Annotated in this window: 7 protein-coding genes; 4 read left to right on the top strand and 3 right to left on the bottom strand. The window is 67.1% G+C overall.

What is annotated here, in order from left to right:
* Positions 1-106: 106 nt before the first annotated feature.
* Positions 107-1,549 (top strand): mechanosensitive ion channel domain-containing protein, encoded by a 1,443-nt coding sequence (locus tag ACMGF8_RS25790; protein ID WP_416757687.1) that lies wholly within the window; start codon positions 107-109, stop codon positions 1,547-1,549.
* Positions 1,550-1,568: 19 nt separating this feature from the next.
* On the opposite strand, the gene ACMGF8_RS25785 is transcribed toward ACMGF8_RS25790, so the two are convergent.
* Positions 1,569-2,333 carry an AraC family transcriptional regulator gene (locus tag ACMGF8_RS25785; protein ID WP_102861742.1) on the bottom strand — a complete coding sequence of 255 codons (765 nt, stop codon included), beginning with the start codon at positions 2,331-2,333 and terminating at the stop codon, positions 1,569-1,571.
* A gap of 100 nt (positions 2,334-2,433) precedes the next feature.
* Here ACMGF8_RS25785 and ACMGF8_RS25780 point away from each other — a divergent pair, with 100 nt between their 5' ends.
* From ACMGF8_RS25780 to ACMGF8_RS25770, 3 genes are all read left to right on the top strand, one after another.
* Positions 2,434-3,564 (top strand): MFS transporter, encoded by a 1,131-nt coding sequence (locus tag ACMGF8_RS25780; RefSeq protein ID WP_102861741.1) that lies wholly within the window; start codon positions 2,434-2,436, stop codon positions 3,562-3,564.
* 148 nt (positions 3,565-3,712) lie between these two features.
* Positions 3,713-4,786 carry an NAD(P)-dependent alcohol dehydrogenase gene (locus tag ACMGF8_RS25775; protein ID WP_102861803.1) on the top strand — a complete coding sequence of 358 codons (1,074 nt, stop codon included), beginning with the start codon at positions 3,713-3,715 and terminating at the stop codon, positions 4,784-4,786.
* 90 nt (positions 4,787-4,876) lie between these two features.
* Positions 4,877-5,788, top strand: coding sequence for a universal stress protein (locus ACMGF8_RS25770; RefSeq protein WP_115580555.1), 912 nt, complete (start codon positions 4,877-4,879; stop codon positions 5,786-5,788).
* 32 nt (positions 5,789-5,820) lie between these two features.
* On the opposite strand, the gene ACMGF8_RS25765 is transcribed toward ACMGF8_RS25770, so the two are convergent.
* Positions 5,821-6,558, bottom strand: a complete 738-nt coding sequence (locus tag ACMGF8_RS25765) for a Crp/Fnr family transcriptional regulator (protein WP_102861739.1) — start codon at positions 6,556-6,558, stop codon at positions 5,821-5,823.
* Positions 6,559-6,626: 68 nt separating this feature from the next.
* Positions 6,627-15,317: a GH36-type glycosyl hydrolase domain-containing protein gene (locus tag ACMGF8_RS25760; protein ID WP_416757683.1), complete on the bottom strand. Its 8,691-nt coding sequence runs from the start codon at positions 15,315-15,317 to the stop codon at positions 6,627-6,629.
* Between the last annotated feature and the right edge of the window lie 948 nt (positions 15,318-16,265).

The raw sequence follows: 16,265 nt of genomic DNA, 5'->3' as shown, positions 1-16,265 counted from the left end.
GCCGTTGCGTGGCATGGCCGCATCACCGGTTTTTGTCTTTTCCAGCTATACCTGCCCCAGCGTCTTTCGTGCGATCTTGCCGCCACTGTCCTGCTGGAGTTGCTCGATGTTTGCCCCATTCGCCGATCACCTGCTGTTGGCCGCGATGACGCTGTTGCTGCTGGACCTTGCCCTGTGGCACCTGATCGGTACCCAGGGCGATCGCTGGAAGCTGGCGGTGCGGGTGCTGATGTTCTGCCTGTACAGCCTGATGCTGTTCAACCAGGGCCTGAGCCCCATGCAGACGGCGCCCTGGCCGGACGATGTGCCGTTGCACCTGGCGGCCACCGGTTTACAGATCGGCTGGTGGCTGTTCGGCGCCCGGACCCTGACGGTGTTGCTGGGCACCCTGATGATGCAGCGGGTCGGTCACACCGGGCGGCTGTTGCAGGACTTGATGGGCGCGGTGATCTTCCTGATCGCCATCATCGCCGCCCTGGCCTATGTGCTGGACCTGCCGGTCAAGGGCGTACTGGCCACCTCCGGGGCGCTGGCGATCATCGTCGGCCTGGCCCTGCAAAGCACCCTCAGCGACCTGTTTTCCGGCCTGGTCCTCAATACCACCAAGCCCTATCAGATCGATGACTGGATCGCCATCGACGGCACCGAAGGCCGGGTAGTGGACATCGATTGGCGGGCGACCCGGCTGCAGACCTCCCAGGGCAGCATGGTGGTGATCCCCAACTCCCTGGCGTCCAAGGCCAAGATCACCAACTTCAGCCGCCCCAGCGATATCTATGGTTTATCCATCAGCGTGCAGGTCAGCCCCCACGCTCGCCCACAGAAGGTCATCGAGGCCCTGGAACGGGCCATGCTCGGCTGCCGTTTCCTGCTCGGCACCCCGGCCCCCAGCGTGGCCCTGAAAAGCTCCGGCAGCAGCGGCGCGGAATACGAGATCAGCGGCTTCGTCGCCACCATGGGGCAGAAGCGCGAAGTGCGAAACCAGCTGTTCGACCTGGCATTCCGTCATTTGCAGGCCAGCGGCATCAGCCTGCTGTCCAGCGACGAGCCGGTGCAGAACCAGGCGCTGTCCCGACCTCGGGCGCTGCTGGACGCCTCCAGTATCTTTTCCACCCTGCGCCAGGAAGAGAAGGACACCTTCAGCCAGAACATGCAGTTGCAGACCTTCCGTGCCGGCGAAACCATCCTGCCGGCGGGGGCGGTCAGCGATCACCTGTTCATCATCGAGTCCGGCGTGGTGTCGGTGACCATGCAGCGTGACGGCAAGCCCCTCGAAGCCGGGCGCATGGGCCCGGGTGAAGTGATCGGCGAGGCGGGCGTGGTGGCCGAGCAGGCGACGCTCGCGGAGTTTTCGGCCAAGACCTTCTGCAGCCTGTACCGCATCGACAACGAGTTCCTCAAACCCTGCCTGGATGCCCGTCACGACATCGGCGACGCCATGAAGACCCTGCTGGACTTCCGCCAGCACATTGCCCAGAGCCTGGCCCAGTCGCCACCCAAGCCTGTGGCCAAGAAGGGCTTTCTGCAGTGGTTGCGCAGCCGCACCTGAGGTGCCCCGTTGCGGTTCCTCATTTGAAGTAGGCCCGGGGCGTGGTGCCGGTCATGGCCTTGAAGAAGGCGATAAAGATGCTGTCACTGGCAAAGCCCAGTTCAAAGGCCGTGTAGCCGATGCTACGGCCGGTGGCCAGCAACTCGATGGCGCGCATCAGCCGCCATTGCTGGCGCCATTGCTGGTAACCCAGGCCGGTCTCGCGCTGAAAGATGCGGCCGATGGTGCGGCTGCTGGCGCCGACCCGGGTGGCCAGCACCTTTAGCTCCGGTGGCAGGCGCTGCAAGTCTTCCAGCAGCGGCTGCAGGCGCTTGTCCCAGGGCAGCGGCAAGGACAGCGGCTGGTGCAGCGCAGCGCCGATTTCCTCCAGGCACAGGCCCAGCAGGTGCGGGTAGCGGCCCTGGCTCCAGTCGCAATCGAACGCCGCCAGGGCCATGGGCTCCAGCACGGCGCGCAGCAGGGGACTGACATCGATCACCGCCACGTCCGCCGGCAGGCGCGGACTGAGTTCGACACTGAAATACAGCGAGCGGTAATCCACGCTCTGTTGCATCTGCGCCCGGTGCTGCACCCCACCGGGAATCCAGGCCGCCCGCGAGGGCGGCAGCAGGCACAGGCGGTCGGCGAGGGTGATCCGGGTGCAGCCCTGGCGGGTGTACAGCAGTTGCCCGCGACGGTGCCGGTGCAGGCCGGAGTCATGATCGCCGAGGGTGGCGGCAACGCCGATCACCGGTGCGCTGAAGGGGTCCGGGTCGAAGCGTGCCTGGGGATCGAGCCATGCCATCTTTGTCCGATTTCCGCTGTTTATTGGCCGGGTTGCGATAATACGCCAGCCGCGCCTGCCTAGAATCGCCGGCATGTTTTTTTTGCCGAGCACCCACCTGATGAATCCCCGTTCCCTGTTGCCCCTGGCCATGGCCCTGCTGATGTTCCCGCAGATCGCCCAGACCCTCTTTAGCCCGGCCCTGACCGATATCGGTCGGGCCTTTGGCGTCCCGGCGCAGCAGGCGGCCCAGAGCCTGTCGGTGTTTATCCTGGGGTTCGCGCCGGGGGTGGTGCTCTGGGGACGCCTGAGCGATCGCTGGGGGCGGCGCCCGGCCTTGCTTGGCGGGCTGGCGCTGTATGCCCTGGCGCTGGTCCTGGAGTTGCAGGCCCGCAGCTTTGCCCAGCTGTTGCTGTGCCAGGGTCTGGCGGCCCTGGGCGTGGCTGCCGGTTCGGTGGTGACCCAGACCCTGCTGCGGGACCTGTTCCAGGGCCGCGAACTGATCCGGGTGTTCTCGCTGATGGGCATGGTGCTGGCGGCCAGTCCCGCTATCGGCCTGTTCGCGGGAGCGGCCCTGAGCCGTGCTTTTGGCTATCAGGGCGCACTGACGGGGTTGCTGGTGCTGGCCCTGGCGTTGTTCGGCTGGTGCGCCCGGGCCTTGCCGGAAACCCGTCCGCCTGCGCAGCCCCTGGCGCCCCTGGCCGGCACCTTGTGGCAGATGCTGCGGGACCCCGCGATCTGGCGCTCGGCGCTGCTGGTGGCGGTGTTCAACCTGGCCTTGCTCAGCTATTACAGCCTCGGGCCCTTTGTGTTCCGTAGCCTGGGGCAGGGCGCGCAATGGTTCGGTTACAGCGGCGCGTTGCTGGCCTTGGGCTCCGGCCTGGGTGCCTGGCTCAACCGCCGGCTGTTGGGCCGGGGCTGGCACAGCGAGCGGCTACTGGTATTGGCAGCCCTGGCGGTGTTGGCCGGGGGCGGCGGGGTCCTGGCCTTGCAGCACAGCCTGTGGCTGGTGCTGCCGATGCTCGGGGTGGTGCTGGGCTTTGGCCTGGCGATTCCGAACATTCTCGGCTCGGCCCTGGCGGCCTACAGCGACCGGCTGGGCAGCGCCGGGGCCTGGTTCGGCTTGTTCTATTACCTGCTGATCGGCGCCGGCCTGCTGCTGGTGGGTTGGGGGCAGGCCCTGGGCCCGAGCCTTTGCCTGTGCGGCGCGGCGGCCTTGTTGCTGTGCTTGGGTGCGCGCCGCCGCACATGAAAGCCGGGTTTGCGACACGCGGTCGCCGCACCGTCCCTGAAGGGTCCATTGTTTGACCATGATCAAGCCGTTGCCCGGCGCATCCGCGCAGCCTGTAGGCAGATCTGTGCAACGGCGCAGCCCCTTCCCGGAAATGGAGATCGGCAACATGGCCAAGATGAAAGCCGCGGTATTCGTCGAAAAGAACCGCATCGTCCTGGAAGACAAGGACATCCCCGAAATCGGTCCGCTGGACGCCCTGGTGCGCATCACCACCACCACGATCTGCGGCACCGACGTGCACATCCTGCGCGGCGAGTACCCGGTGGCCAAGGGCTTGACCATCGGCCACGAACCGGTGGGCGTGATCGAGCGCCTGGGTTCCCAGGTCCGCGGTTTTCATGAGGGCCAGCGGGTGATCGCCGGGGCCATCACTCCCAGCGGCCAGAGCTACGCCTGCCTCTGTGGTTGCGGCTCCCAGGATGGGCCTGACACCCGCCATGGCTTTCGCGCCACGGGCGGCTGGAAGTTCGGCAATACCATCGACGGCTGTCAGGCCGAGTACGTGCGGGTGCCGGACGCCCTGGCCAACCTGTGCCCGATTCCCGACGGTCTGAGTGACGAAGAAGTACTGATGTGCCCGGACATCATGTCCACCGGCTTCTCCGGCGCCGAGCGCGCCGAGGTGAACATCGGCGACAGCGTGGCGGTGTTCGCCCTGGGGCCCATCGGCCTGTGCGCGGTGGCCGGGGCCCGGCTCAAGGGCGCCACCACCATCATCGGCGTCGACACCGTGGCCGCGCGCATGAGCGTGGCGCGCGGGTTGGGGGCGACCCATGTGGTGGACTTCAAGCAGGGCGACGTGGTCAAGCAGATCATGGAGCTGACCGACGGCCGCGGGGTCGATGTGTCGATCGAGGCCCTGGGCACCCAGGGCACTTTCGAATCGGCGCTGCGGGTGCTGCGCCCGGGCGGCAAGCTGTCGAGCCTGGGGGTCTATTCCTCCGACCTGCGCATCCCGCTGGATGCCTACGCCGCCGGTCTCGGCGACCTGAGCATCCTCAGCACCCTGTGCCCCGGTGGCAAGGAGCGCATGCGCCGCTTGATGGAGGTGGTTGCCAGTGGCCAGGTGGACCTCAAGCCCCTGGTTACCCACCGCTTCAAGCTCGATGACATCGAAGCCGCCTACGAGCTGTTCGCCAGCCAGCGCGACGGGGTGATGAAGATTGCCGTGACGCCATGATCCGAGCACCGGGTGGCCTTGATGCATATCAAGGCGCCCGGGGTCGTCTGCCTCGACACTCAGGCCCATCAACGTCCAAGGAGGTCAACCATGAGCCAGTACCAGCGTCTGTTGCTGATTGCCGATCCCCAACAGCATCAGTCTCCCGCGGCGCGCCGCGCTGCCGCCCTGGCCAAGGCCAGCGGAGCAGCCTTGCATGCCCTGGTGTTCGTCGAACCGCCGGCGCGCACCTACCTGTGGGAAGAGCACCTGGAAGAAAGTGAACGCCAGGCCTACCTGCAACGCCATGAGCGCTGGCTGCAGGTGGAAGCCGAGTGGATGCGCGAGCAGGGGGTGGAAGTCACCACCCAGGTGATCTGGAGCACCCAGGTTCTCAAGGACATGCTGGACTACATCAACGAATTCCAGCCCGATCTGCTGATCAAGGACGTGACCCTGGAATCGGCCCTCAAGCGGGTCTTCGTCACCCCCCTGGACTGCCACCTGCTGCGTGAAGCCCCGGTGCCGGTGCACCTGGTCAACGACGCCCCGCACAAACTGCCCCGGCGTATCGTCGCCGCCGTCGACCCGGCCCAGTCCGACACCCAGATCAGCGGCCTCAACGGCCTGATCATCCAGACCGCCAACGCCCTGGCCCTGCAATGCGATGCGCAACTTCACCTGCTGTATGCCTACGACCTGATGCCGATGCTTGATGGCGTCGCGCCGGTGGCGTCCACCGCCTGGAGCGTCAACTGCCTGGACGAGTTGCGCGACTCCCTGCACAAGGAGTTCGAGCGCCTGGGCGATCAATACAACGTGCCCCAGGAGTTTCGCCATTTCATCATGGGGCCGCCGGTGCCGGGCATCGCCCAGTTCGTCGATGAGTACCTGGTGGACGTGGTGGTCATGGGCACCGTGCACCGCACCGGTTTTGGCCGGCTGATCGGCAGCACCACCGAGCGCGCCCTGTACTCGATGCCGGGCAGCATCCTGGCGGTGAAGGCGCTGAGCCCGAACTGAAACCCCTGCTCTGACCCTGCCAGCGGCGAGCCTCAGCCCGGCTCGTCGCGCTGGCTGCCCGGCAAGTACGGCAGCAGCCGCGCGGTCTCCTTGCGCACCACCGCGTAGCACTCGCAGCTGTGCTGTTCCAGGCGTGGCCGGTCGAGGACGTTGATGCGTCCCCGGCTGTACTCGATGATGCCCTGGCGCTGCAGTTTGCCGGCGGCCTCGGTGACCCCTTCACGGCGCACCCCGAGCATGTTGGCGATCAACTCCTGGGTCATCACCAACTGGTTGCCCGGCAGGCGGTCCAGGGACAGCAGCAGCCAGCGGCACAGTTGCTGGTCGATGGAGTGGTGGCGGTTGCACACCGCAGTCTGGGCCATCTGGGTGATCAGCGACTGGGTGTAGCGCAGCATCAGCAGGAGCATCTCGCCGTGGCGGTTGAACTCGTCCTTGAGGCGCTGCCCGGGCAGGCGCAAGGCATGCCCGGCGCTTTGCACGATGGCCCGGCTGGTGGTGCTCTCGCCGCCCATGACCAGGGACACGCCCACCAGTCCTTCGTTGCCCACCACGGCGATTTCCGCCGAGGCGCCGTTCTCCATCAGGTACAGCAGCGACACCACCGCGTCGGTGGGGAAATACACGTGGCGCGGGATATCCCCGGACTCGTAGAGCACCTGGCCCAGGGCCAGGGGCACCGGCTTGAGGTGGGGCAGCAGGCGCTCTTGCACCTGGGCCGGCAGTGCGTTGAGCAAGTGATTGGGCCCGAGCCCAAGGTTGTCGAACATCTCAGAACCACCGGATGGCAAGGCGTCAGCGCTCACTCAGGGTAGTCCAGGGCGTTGCCCGGTGTCTGTCATGGCGCCGACTCGGTGATGGCCGCTGTCGGGGAATGCCCGGTCTGCGGCGGTGGGACACTGACGGGCCAGGTGAGTAACACCCGGCGTGTGGTGCCGTCGTCCAGCAGCGGGATGGCCAGCTCCGGCAGGGGGCGTCCGTCCAGGCTCAGGCTGAGGCTGGCGCCTGGAGTCTGCTGCACCTCGATGTGGTAGACCGTCGCGCCAAACCGGTAGTCCAGGCTGTAGCCCGGCCAGTGGGCCGGGATCACCGGTTCGATGTACAGCTGCTCGCCTTCGCGGCGCAGCCCCAGCAACGACTCGACGATCAGCCGGTACATCCAGCCCGCCGAGCCGGTGTACCAGCTCCAGCCGCCGCGTCCGGTGTGGGGCGCCACGCCATAGACGTCGGCGGCCATCACATAGGGTTCGACTCGGTAGGTGGCCACCTGCTCGGCGCTGCGTCGGCTCACCGGGTTGATCATGTGCAGCAGCTCCCAGGCCCGGGCGCTGTCCCCCAGACGGGCGAAGGCCATGCTGGCCCAGATCGCCGCGTGGGTGTACTGGCCGCCGTTCTCCCGCACCCCGGGCACATAGCCCTTGATGTAGCCCGGGTCCAGGGGGCTGTGGGCGAACGGCGGGTCCAGCAGCAGCACCACGCCGCTGTCGCGGCGCACCAAATGCCGGTCCAGGGACTCCATGGCCTGATGCTGGCGGACGTCACTGGCGGCAGCGGAGAGCACCGACCAGCTCTGGGCGATGGAGTCGATGCGGCATTCCTGGTTGTCGGCGGAGCCCAGGATCTGGCCGTCGTCGAACCAGGCCCGGCGATACCACTGCCCGTCCCAGGCCTGGCTGTCGAGGGCTGTGCGCAAGGCCAGGGCCTGCTCGCGACAGGCCTGGGCGAAGGCCGGATCGTCGTGCTGTTCGGCGGTGACGGCGAACCGCTGCAGCACCTCGTGGCTGAAGAACCCCAGCCACACGCTTTCCCCCAGGCCCCGCTCGCCGACCCGGTTCATGCCGTCATTCCAGTCCCCGGTGCCCATCAGCGGCAAGCCGTGGACGCCGCGCCGGCTGCCGTGCTCGATGGCCCGTTGGCAGTGGCGGTAGAGGCTTTCCCGCAGTCCGCTGGCCTGGGGCAGGTCGTAGTAGGACTCTTCCCCGGGATTGAGCTGGCGACCTTCCAGGTAACCCACTTCAACCTCCAGCACACTGCGGTCGCCGGTGATCTGCACATAGCGGCTGGTGGCCAGGGGCAGCCAGAGGAAGTCATCGGAACAGCCGGTGCGCACCCCGCGATTCTGTGGTGGGTGCCACCAGTGCTGGACGTCGCCCTCGGGGTACTGGTGGGCGGCGCAGAGCAGCAGGTGCTCGCGGGCCAGGGTCGGCTCGGCGTGGATCATGGCCATGCTGTCCTGCAACTGGTCGCGAAAACCGATGGCGCCACCGGACTGGTAGAAACCGCTGCGCGCCCAGAAGCGGCAGGCGATGGTCTGGTACATCAGCCAGCCGTTGGCCATGACATCGATGGCCGGGTCCGGGGTATGCACCTGCAGTGTGCCCAGGCTGTGCTGCCAGTGCTGGTGCACGGCGGCCAGTTCGCTCTGCGCCATCTGCGTGCCGCGGTATTGCAGGACCCGTCGGGTTGCGGCCTTGGCGTCCACCTCGGCCCCCAGGCGGAACAGTACTTCCTGGCTCTGGCCGTCCGCCAGCTCCAGCGCCACCTGCATCGCCGCGCACGGATCGAAACCGGCGCCGGAACGTCCGGACAGGCGCCCCCGAGTCAATGCGGCCGGCGCCGCGAGGCTGCCGTTGCGGCCAATGAACTCGCTGCGGTCGCCGGTGAAACTGCGCACCGCCGAGTCGGTGTCGAGAAACGCCACATGCCCGGAAAACTCCATGTTGTAGGGGTTGCGGGCGAACAGCGCGCCACTGACCGGATCGCTTTCAGTGACCACATGCATGGCCGAGCGACCGCGCAATTCCCCCAGCACCCATTCCACGTAGCAGGTCACTGTGAGGCGCCGTGGCCGGCCGCTGCGGTTGCGGATCTTCAACCGCGAGAACTTGATCGGCGCCTGCAGCGCCACATAGATCGTCAGCTCGCTGTGGATGCCGTTCTCCTCATGTTCGAACACGCTGTAGCCGAAGCCATGGCGGGTGCGATAGCTGCCGTTGCCGGGGCAGGGCTGGGGAGTGGGCGACCAGACCTGGCCGCTGTCTTCGTCACGCAGGTACAGGGCTTCGCCGCTGGGGTCGCTGACCGGGTCGTCGTGCCAGGGGCTGAGGCGGTACTCGTGGGCGTTTTCGCGCCAGCTGTAGGCGCCGCCGCTTTCCGATATCACCGTGCCGAACAGCGGGTTGGCGAGCACATTGGCCCAGGGCGCCGGGGTCGGTTGCCCGGGGTTGAGGGTGATCAGGTATTCGCGGCCGTCGCTGCTGAAGCCGCCGTAGGGCGTTTCCAGGATCAGTTCCGGCAGCGGGGCTGGCGGGGCACTGCTGGCCGTTTGTGGCAGGCGCACCAGGGGCGCTTCCAGGCGCGGCAGCGACGGATCGGCGCGACGCCGGTGGACCTGCTCGGCGAGGCTGCCGCGGCTGTCGCTGATCACCAGGCGCGCCACCGCCAGCATCAGCACCCGGTCTTCGCCCGACAATTGCTGGGCCGGACGCACGAAGATGCCCCCGGGACGGTCGATCAGGCTGGCTTCGCTGCCGGAGGTCACCAGGCCCATGATCAGGTCCTGGAGCTGCTGGCGGTAGCCGACCTGATCCTCGTTCCAGATCACCAGGTCCACCGCCAGGCCTTTCTGCCGCCAATAGGCGTGGGCCTTGATCAGTTGCTGCACCAGGGTGATGTTGGCCAGATCGCCCACTTGCAAAAGGACGATCGGCAGGTCCCCGGAAATGCCCTGGCCCCAGAGCCCGGACTGGCTGCGGCGGTTGGCCAGCAGCAGGCTGCTGTCGGCCCGCAGGCTGGCGTTGGCATAGAGCAGCGAGGCGGCCATCTGTTGGAACAGCCGGGCTTCGGCCAGTGAGGCGTTGAGCTGGCGCAACAGCACCTGGCTGTGGGTCCAGGCCAGGTCGAAGACCCGGTCCGCCAGGTGCCGGTCACGGTATTTGTGGATCAGTTGCAGGCAGTGTTCGCGGCTCTCGGCGACCCCGGTCACCAGGTCGATGGTGGCGCTCTGGCCGGGGTCGAGGGTGATCCGGCAGCGGATCGCCACGATCGGGTCGAGCACCGGTCCGGCGCTGCCCGAGAGTCGTTCGACCTGCGGGTCCAGGGCCAGGGGCGAGGCCAGATCCCGGCCGCGGCCGATAAAGCGTGCGCGATCGGTTTCATAGGAGATGGCGTCGATGTCCACGCCGTGGGCCGCCAGCAGGTGGCACAGCCACGGCACTGGCTGCTCCTGGGCCCGTGGCCGGCGGCTGCAGACGATAGCCTGCAGGCTGGGCAGCAGTTCGGTTTCGATGAACAGGTTGCTGAAGGCCGGGTGGGCCGCATCGCTCTGGGCCGGGGCCAGGACCACCTCGGCGTAGCTGGTGAGCTCGATGCTGCGGCGCCCCCGGGCCCGGTTGCACAGGTGCAGGCGGCGCAGTTCGATGGGGTCCTCGGGGGACACGACGATTTCCAGGTGGCTGTCGAAGTCCCGTTCACGTACCCGGAATTCGGCCCGGGCATCGGTGAAGATCGCCTCGAAATGCTCTGGGCGGCGGCGGGTTGGCTGGTAGGCCGCGGACCAGAAGTCGCTGCTGGCCACGTCCCGCAGGTAGCAGAACTGCCCCCAGTGATCGCGGGTCGGGTCTTCGTGCCAGCGGGTCACCGCCAGTTCGTTGCAGCGGCTGTAGCCACCACCGGCACTGCTGAGCATCAGGTGGTAGTGACCGTTGGACAGCAGTTGCACGGCCGGGCGCTTGCGGTCCGGGTCGGCGAATACCCGCAGTTTGTTTTCATGGGCCCGGGCCGCTTCGTCGGCTTCCGGAGCACCGGCGGCGTGCAGGTACTGGGCGGCGGTTTTCGGCACCCGTTCCTGCAGCAGCAGGGCGATGGCCTGGAACTGCGGATCGGATTCGAAGCGCCGTTGCATGGGTTGATCCAGCAGCAACCAGGCCAGGGCCAGCAGGCTCATGCCCTGGTGGTGAGCCATGAACGACTGCACCACGGCATGGTCCTGGCCCCGGGGCAGGCGCGACTCGGTGTAGTCCACGGCTTCATAGAGGCCGAAGCGTCCACCCAGCCCCAGCTGTGCCAGGCGCTGCAGGTTCTGGCAGGCGGCCTGGGGCGCCACCATCAGCGCCAGGACACTGGCGTAGGGCGCCACCACCCGTTCCGCGCCGAGGCCACGCTTGAGCCCCAGGCCCGGCACGCCGAACGCCCGGTACTGGTAGTTGAACTGACTGTCGAGGGTGTTGTAGCCCGACTCGGACACGCCCCAGGGCAGGCCCAGTTGCTGGCCGTGCTCGATCTGCAGGGCCACCGCGGCGCGGCAGGTCTGGTCCAGCAGGGTGCCCTGGTAGCTGGGCATCACCAGCATCGGCATCAGGTATTCGAACATCGAACCGGTCCAGGACAGCAGCACCGGGGTGCCGGCGCTGCTGGTGAGCAAGCGGCCCAGGGCGAACCAGCTTTCCTGGGGCAACTGTCCCTGGGCGATGGCGACAAAGTGGGTCAGGCGCACTTCCGAGGCCAAGAGGTCGTAGTAACCGGCATCCAGGCGGTGTTCATCGGCGTTGTAGCCGATCACCAGCAAGTGACGACGGGTGTCGTAGAGAAAGCCGAAGCCCATCTGCGCCATGCTGGCTACCGCTTCCAGCAATCGACTGAGGCAACTGATGCGCTCCAGGGCCAGCTCCTGCACGGCGGCGATCCGCTCATGGTGCATCGGCAACCAATACCCGGCGTCCAACTGGGCCAACTGGCGCCAGCTCAGGGTGCCGAAGCGGCGGCCATCGGCCATGGGCGGCAGGCAGCGCCATTGCAGTTCGTCATGCAGGTCACGGCATTGCGCGGCCAGTGCCTGGCGCCAGAAGTCCACATCGTCCGTTGTGCCGGCCTGCGCCTGCTCGACGCTGTCGGCAATCCGTTGCAGCAGCCCCAGCAAGGCATCCGGAGCCACATCGGCATGCAGGCTCAGGTGCTCATGCACGGCGCGGGTTTCCAGGCGCCAGCGCAGCACTGGGGCGGTGTCCTGGTCGGCCGCCGTGAGGGCGTCCTGGAACACATCGAGGCTGTCCAGCAGGCCGTTGGCGATCTGCAGCAGCGCCGGAGGGCTATCCACCAGGGCCTGCAGGCCGGGGCGCAGGGTCAGCAGCATGCCTACCAGGTTGCCGCTGTCCACGGTGGACACATAGCGCGGCGGCAAGGGTTGCAGGCTCTGGGTGTCGTACCAGTTGTAGAAGTGCCCGCGATAGCGTTCCAGCCGGCCCATGCTGGCCAGCATCTGCTCCAGGCGTTGCATCAGTCGGCGGCTGCTCAGGTAGCCGAAGTCGTGGGCCGCCAGATGGGCCAGCAGGGCCAGCCCGAGGTTGGTCGGCGAGGTGCGATGGGCGATGCGCTGCTGGGGCTGTTCCTGCAGATTGTCCGGAGCCAGCCAGTTGTCATCGGGGCCGACGTACTGGTCGAAAAAGCCCCAGGTGCGGCGGGCCAGGCTCTGCAGGAAACGCCGTTGGCCGCTGGAAGGCTCGAACGCCACCTGGCTTGCCGGGCGGCTGAGCCACCAGGCCAGGGCCGGGCCGGCCAGCCAGGCCAGGAGCAAGGGCGCGGCCATCAGCAGTTGCGGCCGCGGCCACAGCAGCCCTGTCAGCAGCAGGGCCAGCAACGGGCCGATCCACATCCGCCGGTACAGCTGCAGCAGGTTGTCATCCGGGCCGCGCTCGGCTTCCCGGGACGGTTGCCACTGCAGGCGATGAGCTTTGCTGATGCCCATGCGCCACAACGCGCGGGCCATGGCGTCCAGGCTGTAGGCGACCTCATAGGGCAGCCAGGCCAGGGGCAGCAGGGCCCGGGACAGGTGCTGGCCGGCGCTGCCCAGGGCAGCGGTCAGTTGTTGCAGCAACGGCACTTCCGGGGTGTTGTGCACCAGCTCGCGCAAGGCGGCGGACAGGGGCAGCACCAGCAGCACAATCAGCACCGCCAGGGTCCAGGCCAGGGGCTGGGTGGAGCCCAGCCAGCCCCACAGCAGCATGCTCAGCAAGGCCAGGGGTTCGAGGCTGCGGCGCAGGTTGTCGAGGATTTTCCAGCGTGCCAGCGGGCTCAGGCGATTGCTTTCCAGGCCGCCGGCGGCCTTGGGCGACCAGGGCAGGAGCCAGGGCAGCAGTTGCCAGTCGCCGCGAATCCAGCGCTGGCGGCGCTTGACGTCGGCGCTGTAGCGCGCCGGGTATTCCTCGAACAGCTGCACATCACTGAGCAGCCCGGAGCGGGCGTAGCAGCCCTCGATCAGGTCGTGGCTGAGAATCCGGTTGTCGGCAAAGCGCCCGCCCAGGGTCTGCTCGAAGGTGTCCAGGGCATAGATGCCCTTGCCGACGAAGGAGCCTTCCTGGAACAGGTCCTGATAGACGTCCGACACCGCGCGGGTATAGGGATCGATCCCGGCATCGCTGGCGAACAGCCGGGAATAGGCGCTGCGCGCGGTGCTCGACAGGCTGATGCCGACCCGCGGCTGGAGAATCCCGTAGCCGCTGACGATGCGCCCGCTGAGCGGGTCGGTCTGTGGGTGGTTCAGCGGGTGGTCCATGGCACCCACGCATTGCTGGGCCACGTCCCGGGGCAGTTGGGTGTCGCTGTCCAGGGTGATGACATAGGTGATCTCGGGCAGGGCCTGGATATCGCCGACGATCAGCGAGAAGCGTTCCTGGCCACGGCCGCGCAGCAGGGCGTTGAGGTCTTCGAGCTTGCCGCGCTTGCGCTCGTGGCCCATCCAGCAATGTTCGGCGGCGTTCCACAGCCGTGGCCGGTGCAGCAGGTAGAAGCGATCCACCGCCTCTTCGGGGTACTTCAGGTTCAGTGCCTCAATGCCTTGTCGGGCCAGCGCCAGCAGGGCGGTGTCGCCGTCCTGGGTTTCGCTGGGGGCGTCGAGAAAGTCGCTGAGCAGGGCGAAGTACAGCTGGGCATCGCGGTTGGCCAGAAAGCGCACTTCCAGGCCTTCCACCAGCTCTTCGACATCCGCCGCGTTGCCGAACAGGCAGGGCACCGCCACCAGGGTCCGGGCCCGGGGCGCAATGCCTTCGCTGTAGTCCAGGCGCGGCAGAATGCCCGGGGCCACGGTCAGGGTCACCAGGCCGTTGATCAGGCCAATGGCCAGGCGGCTGGCCAGCAGCAACGCCGGCACCGCCCACAGTGCCAGCCAGTAATGGCCGGGGCTGGCTTCCTGATACAGGGCATCGAGAAACGGCCAGGCGAACAGCGCCGAGAGCAGCATCACGGGCCCCAGGAAAAAGCCTAGGGGCGCCTGGGTCAGCAGGCGCCGGCCGCGTTCGGCCAGGGGGACTCGGGCGCCGATCTGTTGTTCCAGGGTGCGGCGTCCGGCGCCGATCAGGTAATGCCCGACATGGCCGGCCACGGCTTCCGGGGCCTCGGCGCAGTAGTGGGCCCGGGCCAGTTCGATGCACTGGCGGGCCACCTGTTCTTCACTCAGGGGGCAGTGGCGGGCCAGGCGTTCGAGCACATGCCGGTAATGGTCGCGGGTGGCGAAATCCATGCGCCGGTAGACCTGGGCCGGGTCGTCCTGAAGCACCTGTTCGACCCGGCTCATCAGCTCGACGAACTCGCGCCAGTTGCTGGCCGAGAGCAGGCGCAGGCTGGAAATACTGTTGCTGATGGACACCTGATCGGCGGCTTGCTGTTGGGCGTCGAGCTGTACCAGGCGCTCGATGTTCAGCCCGGTTTCCCCCAGCAGTTGCTCGATCCAGGCCAGGGGCAGCACCAGGGCGGCGTTCTGGCCCTGCAGGCGCCGCGCCAGTTCGGCGACGAAGGCGGCACTCATGGGCGGTGCCGAGCGCGCCATGTCGGCCACCGCCAGCACCACGCTCTTGGCGTCCTGCTCGGCGGTTTCCATCAGGCGGTCGGCCCAGTCGTTGGCCAGATTGCGCTCGCTCCAGTTGGCCATGACTCGGAAGGCCACGCGCCGCAGGTTCTCGATCAAGGCCAGGCGCAGCATGATCGGAATCGCCCACAGCTCGCCGAGCTTGAGCGGGGTGACGCTTTGGTAGCTGTCGACGAAACGCCCCAGGCTTTCGCTGTCGACCCGGCCGTCGCCGTGGGAAATGGTTTCCAGGGCGATGTCGTAGACCCGTGGCAGACCCGCCGACTGGCCGTTGGCCAGGCGCGGCAATTGCCGGCTGTAGCCCCGGGGCAGGTGAGTGCGGGTGATGCGGATCTGTTCTTCCAGCAGGTAGTAGTTGTCCAGCAGCCATTCGGCGGCGGGGGTGGCCCGGGGCGAGCTGCCGGTGGCGGCGGTCAGGCTTTTGCAGCAACTGGCCAGGGCGCTGGCGTTGTCCGACAGGCGTGCCAGCAGCCAGTCGGGGTTGCGGCTGTGGCTCAGGCGGTGCTGGTGCGCCAGCAGGGTGCCGTGGCTGGCCATCTGTTCACTGCTGAACAATTCCGAGCGCAGCGGCGCTTCGTATTCGACGCTGTTGCGCGAGGCCTTCCATTGGCCGTATCTGGCGGCGGGCAGACGGCAGAACCTCAGGAATGTGTGGGTCCAATGACTGTCCATGTTTTCCTTGGCATAACAGAGCCGTCCCTCGGCACGGGGTGCGAGGGAGGGCCGGGAGCGGGGCGTGCGGTCAAATCGATGCACCGTCGCGACGAACGTTTCAGGCAAAAAGCTGCAACCTTGACGGTGGCGGGAGTGGGGGAGGGTGTCTGTGCGTTGGGGCACATAGGCGGGTGATCATGCATTGCTGCTGGGTGGCTTGACGTGGCTAGGGAGCTTGATCCCGCTCGGGCGCGTAGTGGTCGTGGAACCTGAGGGTGCGGTCTTGTTGGTGGGCATATCCGTTGCTGCGGGTGCGGCGGATATTGGTTCCGCTCTTACAGCGGCTCACTTTTGAAGAGCGCAAAAGTAAGCAAAACGCTCTGCCCCTCCACTCGGTGCCTCGCCTAGGCTCGGCATGCCCTCACTCCGGCATTGATCCGTGGGCCGCCGCCACCGGCCATCCATGGCCGGGTGGCGGCTAACCCGGCGTCCTGCCGGGTTACCCACGGCTCAATGCCTGCGTTCGGCCATCGTGGTTAACGGGGCGTTCAGATCAAGATCAAAATCAAGAGCCAGACGGCGGCCTTGCGGCCGGCCTGGAGCGGGAATGGGGGGCACCTTCCCTTGTAGGAGCTGCCGAAGGCTGCGAACGGGCGAGCATCGCCCGGCCAGTCGGCGCGGTATATCAGGCACATCGCAGATACGAAAACAGGGCGACAGGACTGTTTTCGGCCTGGTCGCTGACAAACCAATCCGTGGGAACAAACACCCTCACCACTGAGCCGTGGCTGTTTCAGAGAGTGCTGAAAGCTGGTTGGAACTACGCCCATTCGCTTTCTTTTGTAAGGCAAATCCGAGAAACTGCCGGCCGCTTGAATGCGCCTGATGGGCGGGCTAGGGTGCCGGAGCCATCGCCAAATCGATGGCTCGGATGTGCAAGTCCGAACTCTGCAAAGGCGCACAAAC

It is taken from the genome of Pseudomonas sp. BNK-7, from assembly GCF_048072025.1.
Lineage (GTDB): Bacteria > Pseudomonadota > Gammaproteobacteria > Pseudomonadales > Pseudomonadaceae > Aquipseudomonas > Aquipseudomonas danubii.
Note: the sequence above shows the minus strand (reverse complement) of the source record. Positions and strands in the feature narration are given on the sequence as shown.

What these genes read in the sequence shown, in the direction of transcription:
- ACMGF8_RS25790 (WP_416757687.1), top strand. Translation starts at nt 107, where the DNA reads ATGTTTGCCCCATTCGCCGATCACCTGCTGTTGGCCGCGATGACGCTG.
- ACMGF8_RS25785 (WP_102861742.1), bottom strand. Translation starts at nt 2,333, where the DNA reads ATGGCATGGCTCGATCCCCAGGCACGCTTCGACCCGGACCCCTTCAGC.
- ACMGF8_RS25780 (WP_102861741.1), top strand. Translation starts at nt 2,434, where the DNA reads ATGAATCCCCGTTCCCTGTTGCCCCTGGCCATGGCCCTGCTGATGTTC.
- ACMGF8_RS25775 (WP_102861803.1), top strand. Translation starts at nt 3,713, where the DNA reads ATGGCCAAGATGAAAGCCGCGGTATTCGTCGAAAAGAACCGCATCGTC.
- ACMGF8_RS25770 (WP_115580555.1), top strand. Translation starts at nt 4,877, where the DNA reads ATGAGCCAGTACCAGCGTCTGTTGCTGATTGCCGATCCCCAACAGCAT.
- ACMGF8_RS25765 (WP_102861739.1), bottom strand. Translation starts at nt 6,558, where the DNA reads ATGTTCGACAACCTTGGGCTCGGGCCCAATCACTTGCTCAACGCACTG.
- ACMGF8_RS25760 (WP_416757683.1), bottom strand. Translation starts at nt 15,317, where the DNA reads ATGGACAGTCATTGGACCCACACATTCCTGAGGTTCTGCCGTCTGCCC.